An 8,117-nucleotide genomic window follows, 5' to 3' on the forward strand; every position below is an offset into this window, starting at 1 on the left:
TGTAGATGCTGATTTATCATAGTCTGCTTTTACACTTCTACACTCACCCGCATTATCTCGTACTCTTTTTCAAAAATCAAATAGGATTCCTATATCTATAAAATTTTATTACTGATTCTGAACCAGGAAATTTTGGAATTGCTGCTAAAAAAGCAGCAGAGTTATTTGTTTTATTTCCAGGCCGATATGCAGCACGTGGTATGTAGTCCTCACTTATATTAGTTAAATCAATATCATCGTAAGCTGCTTTTGATTGACAGCGAGTTCTTGCTGTTTTATTAAAAGGCGTGCTGACATAAAAGTGAGGGCCGCTTACAACCCACTCTATTAAATTGTGTGGTTGAAAACTAGGATTATCTTGCCTTGTAATTATTCCATCTCTTGGAGAATAACTTTCATGAAACATGTATGAGGGGTAATAGCATTCCTGAATTTCAGGAAGAAATTTTAGAGCTTGGTTAATTTTCTCTATAACATTAACAAGTTGTTTGGTATGTACTTGCGGTAAGCGTGATTCAATAATTGGTGTATTTGAATTTTCTAACAACGCATGAAATACCTTGAGAGTTGTGTCTGTTACTATTACTATCCGGTCATTATGTCCTTTTATCTCCCATTTTCCGTTATCTGTTTTAAGCCCTGGAATGGGTTCTGAAATACTATTATGAAAACGACAAGATGCTATAGTGCTAGGCAGGTAGAGATGAGAAAGGTGAATAAAGCTAATCTTTTTCTTTTTATGACCAAATACATTAAGGCTAAATTCAGCCTCATCACCAACATCCTCAAATAATTTCAGTTCATTCTTAAAGTGGTAGTGTGCAACTAAACGTTGGTAATAACTGCTTCTCAAAAAGCCACCTCTGGGATCATTATAGGGGCTTTCTTGATGTATTAGTCCTCCAAAACCTGTCGGAGCTAATAATCTCCAACACAGAACAATAAAATTTTTATAGAGGTTAGTCTGACTAGCAAGTAAACTTTTATAAAGCCTATGGCAATTAAGAAAAACAACACTACCAATACTTTTTCTTTGAGCATCAAGGTAAATGTTACATTTTGCTTCTTCCCCTAAAATTCGAGGTCGTTCTTGATCATAAGTTGCACTTTTAGCATCACGAACACCTAAAAGAGGGTCAAAATCACTCAACAGAGTGCTATCTAACCAAGCTATTGGTATCCAAGGCGGGTTTCCTAAAATCACATCGAACCCTTTCGACTGACTCGCATCACACCCCAACACCTCAGAAAACACCAACTCCCAATGCTGAAACCTCTCCTGTTCTGCAACATCCCGACTCACACGATACCAAGACACCGCCGCACACAGCAAATCTGTATCTAAATCAGTCTGTGCAGTAGCTTTGAGCAAGTTCGCCCCATCAAAATTCCAGCGAAAGGCTTTAATACTTAAATCTCCTTTCTGCGCTAACAATATCTGCGCTGCTTCTAAATAGTCTTCTCGCCTTGGCAAAGCCTCCACTTCATCCACCGACCAGAAAAATAACGCACACCAAGAGTCCATTAACAATTTCAACCGTTGAAAACTACCAGAAGTAGATTCTAGTTTTGCCTTCACCTCTTCTTGTAACGCCAAACTGGGGCCGGGTTCTGTTACTGGGGGTTGAGGCCACACACTACCAGGACAAGCTGTTTTCTCTAATGCTGCTAACCGTTCCTTGGCATATTGCTGCTCGTGTTGGTCAATTAAATCGCTAACAGCCAGGGCTAAGTTTACCCCTGCTTCTGTCCATTTGCTTTTGACTTCTTTTTTGTGCCAGTCCTTAGCTTGCTGCACTTCTTGGGGGTGAAACTGCTTGACCAAAGCATCGCCAGCAGTCGGAACCATATCAGGGTCAAACACTAGGTAGTGATAAACTTCGTTTTTGCGTCGCTGTTCTCCTGGCTGAAGTTGACGGGGTTCCACCGCCTCATTACCGCTTTTGAGATGCACTCCTGCCAACAATTGCACCTTTGTCCAGACTGCTCGGCGTGCGCCAATTAAACTGTTACCCGTTCGCAGTCGTAATCCAAACCAAGGCGTTGCTCCCCTTACCCATTCTTCTCTGCCATCTTCATGAATGAACTTCGCCCGGTGCATGGAGTTGAGCCACAAAGACAGTGCCCCCAATTCTACCGCCGTGGGATTGAGGTCTACGCCGTAAACATTACGGGTAGTGATGTAGTGTCTAACGCGACGCAATTCATCAGGAAAATCCGCAGGTTCAATCGATTGATTCAGTTGTTTCTGCTTCAATTCCAGGTATTTTTGTGCCAGTTGGTTTGCTGCTTCGTTCAAGAAAGCACCGCTTCCCATAGCTGGTTCACAGACTGTTAATTGCAGAATTTTGTCGGCATCTTCTGGGGTATAGTCTTCCAGCAATGGTCGCAAAGTTTCTTCAACTAAGCATTTGGTTAACACTTCCGGTGTGTAATAAGAAGCACTCTGCTCTCTATCCAATCCCGACAGGTGCAAAATAAATGAGCCTTTAGCATAAATCCAGGGTTTGCCATCATTGAGGCGTTCTACCTCATCTTTCTTAAACTCCTCTAATCGTTCTTTAGGGACAAACCAAGTTTGGGTTTTGGACTTGCTAAATTCATCCTGAGCGCGTTTTACTTGGAGAAAATCTTGCTCGGCAAACATCCCTTTGTAAGAAAGTAATCCTTCGTAGACTGCACCTAGCTGATTTATACCCAGGTCTGCGTAGTTTACCCGTCCGGTAGTTTTGGTTTTTTCGTTGTAGCTGAGAGACAGCAGACGGATAACCTTTTGCAAACAACGGTTAGAAAGTTGCGCCCGACTCAACAGTGGGGTAGCTTTGGGGTCAAAAAGTGTGGCGGTTAAAGGTGGTAACTCAAAAGTCCGTTGTTGTTGGGCAAGTTGCAATTGCAACTGACCGGGGTTGTCTTCCTGTTGCAGAGGGTGAAATCCTTCGTGGACTAAGGTAAAAAGTCTATTTAAATGTGTCTGAAAGTAAGTTCCTTCGCCAGACTGTTCAGAAAGTGGGACTAACTCTAAATCGCGCAATGCTTCCAAGCTGTAGCCCAAACGGTAAGCATCATCATTGATTGGTAAAACACCCAATTCCGCCCCATGCGCCTCGGCGTAGAAGCAGAATATCAGGCGATAGACAAAAGTCAATGCTTCATGACGCAGTTGCTCGGCGGTGACAGTAGTTGAACCGTCAGGTAAAGCTTCCTCTGGACGCAGGTTAATCATACCTAAACTGCGACGACGGCGATCGCTCACCCATTCATTTGCTAGTAACTCAATTGCTTCTCGTACTGCCACCTGGAGGTTTTCTGTCACCCCGTGAGCCAGCTTGTGGCTTTGTTCTCCCAAGGTATCATGCAATAATTCCACAGACTCACTATCTGGAGCCAGCGTCTCCCGTGATAAGAAAGTAGCGATTTGCTCAAAGGTCGCTTTCTCGTTCCGACCAAAAGCTTCATCTAAATCAAAAGCCAACCAGCGTCCGTTAGCATAAGTTTTGCGGTCAATTAACAGTATCCGGCTTCCTGCCAGAATCATCACCCAACGCGGTGCTTCTTCAGTTTTAAAAATCTCACCAACTGCCCGACCCCAATCACCTTGTACCAGTTTGTGGTTAGAATCAACCAATTGCTCTGACAATGGCTTTCCTTCTAGGGGGTCTTCACTGGCTGCGCCATCTGGCAAACTGCCATCGGGAATGCAAAACACACTCTCGCACACAACCAACCAAGGTTGCCCAAATCGCTGTAATAGTCCCAAAATTGGAACGTAGACATCGCCACTTTCCACAGGCAAATCCATAGCTTCCAAGTCGCTGTAGCCAATTGCCTGTAATAAGTAGGAATGCCAAGCTTGGATTTCTACACCAGCATTGCGTCGCTGATTCCAGTCAAATTCTTCAATAGCTTGGGCTTTGGCTTTAAAGTATCGCTGTCCTAACTTCTGCAATTGCCTGGGTGATGCTGCTGCGCCTGCTTCCTTCCACGAAGAAGTAAACTTCTGTGCGTCTTTGGAAAACGTGGTATCGAGGTAGTGAGATGAATAGTATTCACCAACATTGTGAATCGCAAAATCTAAAACCATTATTTCACTCCTTCGATAACCAAAACTAACCGAGTAATGGGCGATTCCCCTGGTAGTAAGTGCATATCGCGCCAATGTTGCTGACGGTCTTTGAGATATTTGTCCATTTCGTCGCGCTCTCGTTGCAAGCGTTTCGCCGAGGCACTGTTGGGGTCAATTTCTGCAAGGTGCTGGTCAATAATTTCTCGCCGTTTCTGACTCCACTGTTGGAGCCGTTGTTCTTCTTGTTGCAGTAGAGGTTTCACCTTTTCCTGACGCTGTTTTTCGAGCGATCGCAAATGTTCTAAACTAGCTTCTACTGCCGCAGGAATTAACAGTTCAGCCGCCGTAACTCGCGCTGGGGTTTGTGTATTTGCCAGTCGTTCAAATCCCGCAGCAGCCAAAGTATTCTGTAGAGGAGCCATTTCACAGCGACCACCAGGGCGGATGCGGATAGAATGGGAATCCACAACTAACGGTGTACCTGCAATTGAAGGCACTTGTCCAATAAAACAAAATGCTAATTCCCCTTCTTCCAGTTCTCTGGAAGTGATAATAGGGGCTTCTCCCCGTGCAAACTGCATCAGCAAGCGTTCTACTAGCCACTGCATAATCGGGTGAGTTTCACTACACAGCAGTTCTTTAGACCAGTAACCGGAAGTATTGCGGGCAGCCGTAATTGCCAGTTTTACCCGTTCCACATCGTCCGTCAGCCGAAACTGGTCGCCTTCCTGCCATGCCTCTTGAGGAATTGCCGTTCCACCAAAAATGATCTCATTTTTCTGTGAAGGCGCACCCAAGCGACGCTTCAAATCAGGCGGTGCTGTAAGTGTAAGCATCCGTCCCTCAATTTCCAGGGGTAAATATTCCTGATTAGACTCCTGTAATAGACGGTAAGCTGCAACTAAGAAATCAAAATCTTTGTAAAAACGAATACGGCTGTTATTGTTAGCCACTACAGAGTCCACTTTTTCAGAGGAAACATCACTCCCCCTGCCCCCTGCTTCTTCCCCGCCCAGCAACAATGCTACCAAATCATCATCATCCTTGAGATTACCTGCGGAAATGATTAATTCTAAGTCGTTGGCTTCTGTGGATGTAGTTGCACTCTGCCCTACTCGCTTGTCTAATACAGTACTATCTGCTTTCAACAAGCCCTGTTGGGCAATGTACTCTTCCTCCTTTTGCGGATCATAAAGCTGAAGCAAACTTTCTCCAGACCTAGTACTGCGGTTAATTTCTTCTACCTTGCCTATCAGCCGTTCAAAAATAGCTGAATCTCCCTTTAGCAATCCGTTTTTCGTCTCAACCATCAAATAACGAAGAATTGACGTTTCGGTTTGCCCAATCCGGTCAACTCGCCCGTTGCGTTGAATTAGGGTGATAATCGACCAGGGTAAGTCATAGTGAATAACGTGATGGCATTGGTGATGCAGGTTAATTCCCTCGGATGCTACATCAGTGGCAATCATCATCCGCACAGGTGAAGATTTTGTCCCAAAAGCTTCTACTGCTGCCATTAAATGCACATCTGGAAAAGCCCCACTAATGGAAGCGATCGCTTGATGCGGTTGGTCTTCAAATTTGTCGCTGTGTTTGAGATTAAATGCTTGAGCGATCGCAGCAGTTAACGCCTTCTGAGTTTCTATATACTCGGTAAAAATCAAAACACGCGGACAACGCTCTTGCCCATTCCAGCCAATTTCTTGCAGTTGTTTAAGCAACAGTTGAAAACGAGAGGAATCAGTTAATGCAAGTTTTCTCAGGGCTGTTTCTAGCCCTTTTAAATAAGGTATTTCTGGACTTTGAGGGTTTTCAGCTTGCAGTTTTTTCAGTCGTTTGGAAACAGTACTAGCACAAGATTCTGGGCTAGAAAGAAACTGTTTGTAGAGTCCATATTGAATTAAACGCTGATTTCTCCACTCTGAATACTCCTCCTTTTGGCTCTGGATTACTTGTCGCAGTTCGCCCAAAATCCTGTATGCAGTTTCTTCTGCACTTGTCGCCTCCGCCGTGGTTTCCTGAAGGGGTACAACAAATCGTTCAGTAAGTTGCAGCCCAGCTTGATGACGCACATCTTCTTTAAAGCGCATCAAGTAGAAGCCACGAATATCATCTGCATCATACTCTCGATAACGCGGGTCAGGGATTGCTGATGGATCTAGTAAGGAAATTAAACGCCCAAAAGTTTCTCTTTTGCCATTATGAGGTGTTGCTGTCGTCAGCAACATACTATCTGTGCGCCTTGACAGCAACCGCGCTAACTTATGGGCTTGATGATTCTCAGGAATACTAGCTCCAGCAACGTTGTGCGCTTCATCAATCACCACCACATCCCAGCGAGTATCTTCCAAGAAATGGCGATAGCGTCCAACATCCTTGAGTGTATCAATGCTGATGATGACTCGATGATAAACCTCAAAGGGGTTCTTATTAGTGGGAATCTGTAACCTTAATTTAGCAATGCCTTGAGAGTCTAACCTTACTAGAGGAATACTGAAACGGTTCCAAAGTTCTGCTTGAAACTGTGTCAGCATGGATTTTTTAGTTAAAACTAAAATCCGATTTGCCCGTCCTCGACGGATTAACTCTGTCAGGATCATGCCAACCTGTATAGTCTTGCCCAATCCAACCGCATCCGCCAGTAGCAATCTAGGTCGAAGTTGTTCCAGCGATCGCTTGACTGCGATGATCTGAAAAGGCATAGGGTCAAACGCACCTAACCCCTCCAGATCGGCTTCTTCCCCCGCCGCAGGCATCTGCCGCAATTGCGCTTCCAGGAACAGTTTGGAGCGACGGAAACCATTTGAATTATCAGCAATCAATCTAGTTTTACGTGGATCTACTGACTCAATTTGGTCAAGCTGAGTCAAGAAAATTGCCTGATATCCTCGAACCAGTTCATCAATTCCAACTACTTGCACTGCATGTTGTGTACCTGCATCGTTAGAGGCATTTATACGCTGTACAAGCCATTCAGCATCACGACATAAAACCCGCATTCCAGGAGCCAAGGGCAGAATATTGGGCATTAATAATAAATAATATAAGTAATAGGTTGTATCTGTAATAACCTATATATAACTATTATATTTACAGTAATAATACGGAAACAAAAGAGTTATAATTAACGAGGCTCTTTACATTCCATCTCTAACACTCCCAACAATTTTTCCTCCAGCGCCGTCAAATAAGCTCGGTTTAGTTTCCCCAGCATCTCCAAAAACTTCTGTACCGACTCCTCCAGCCCACTCGAATACATCCGATTGATGCGATCGCAAATCACCTGGATCTGTTGACACTCCGCAGGCAAGTATTCGTAAGATTTTAGATGTTGCAACCCAACCGTATATTCCCCATCCCAGGTTTTGACGGTGCAGCTAAATTCACCCACATGGTTGACTATGCTCCAACACCCACCCTTACCCCTGAGTTCGGGGTTGTCCTTTGCTACAATCTGGCCCAACTCCCCAATTTGGTAGCTATTAGGGACTTAGGTGCATTCTATGATGCACTGCATTACTTCCTTAACTACGCGACCAGATGTAGAACTTCACCCCCGACTTCTTGGACTGCGGCAAGTCATGCACCCTACGGATTAAACCGCCCACCCACATTTGGAATGGCTTAATCAGTGGGTACCTCCCCGCTAGGGTGATCGCTTAAGTATTAAGTAATTCTGCCCGTAAGTCATCTAATGACGACTCAGGTAAGGCTTTAAGCTCCCCCAGTTTTTCAGATCCATCCTCTGTATCCTCTGTCACTTCGTCTTCTTGGGGATCAGGAATGAACTCCAGACAAAATTTCACTGTACCTGATTGCCACCCAAGTCCATCTCTAAGCAAAACTTCACAAGGTACGCCATGCCACGCCCATTCATTCAATATTTCCGAACTAAATTCCCTGCTCATCCTGTTAGCCAAATTGACGATTAACTCACTAACTTTAAATGTTGAGGCGTTCAACTGGAGTTTAGACTAGGCAACAAGAAAAGACTCAGCAACGCTGAGTTGAAAAGAAACAGACTTCAGAGATGAAAATCTACAGCACTAAGCAG

The 8,117-nt window shown here is 44.4% G+C and carries 4 protein-coding genes; all 4 read right to left on the minus strand.

Annotation, left to right across the window (positions count from 1 at the left end):
* Positions 1–76: 76 nt before the first annotated feature.
* Positions 77–4,081, minus strand: a complete 4,005-nt coding sequence (locus tag V7L07_RS29295) for a hypothetical protein (protein WP_335062717.1) — start codon at positions 4,079–4,081, stop codon at positions 77–79.
* Positions 4,081–7,092 carry a DEAD/DEAH box helicase gene (locus V7L07_RS29300; protein WP_335062719.1) on the minus strand — a complete coding sequence of 1,004 codons (3,012 nt, stop codon included), beginning with the start codon at positions 7,090–7,092 and terminating at the stop codon, positions 4,081–4,083. The genes V7L07_RS29295 and V7L07_RS29300 overlap by 1 nt, the downstream gene beginning before the upstream one ends.
* A gap of 108 nt (positions 7,093–7,200) precedes the next feature.
* The gene (locus V7L07_RS29305; RefSeq protein ID WP_335062721.1) at positions 7,201–7,362 is read right to left on the minus strand and encodes a hypothetical protein; all 162 of its coding nucleotides are present in this window, start codon (positions 7,360–7,362) and stop codon (positions 7,201–7,203) included.
* Between the two features lie 360 nt (positions 7,363–7,722).
* The gene (locus V7L07_RS29310) at positions 7,723–7,971 is read right to left on the minus strand and encodes a KGK domain-containing protein (RefSeq protein WP_335062722.1); all 249 of its coding nucleotides are present in this window, start codon (positions 7,969–7,971) and stop codon (positions 7,723–7,725) included.
* Between the last annotated feature and the right edge of the window lie 146 nt (positions 7,972–8,117).

Source organism: Nostoc sp. (assembly GCF_036916985.1).
Classification (GTDB): Bacteria; Cyanobacteriota; Cyanobacteriia; order Cyanobacteriales; family Nostocaceae; genus Nostoc.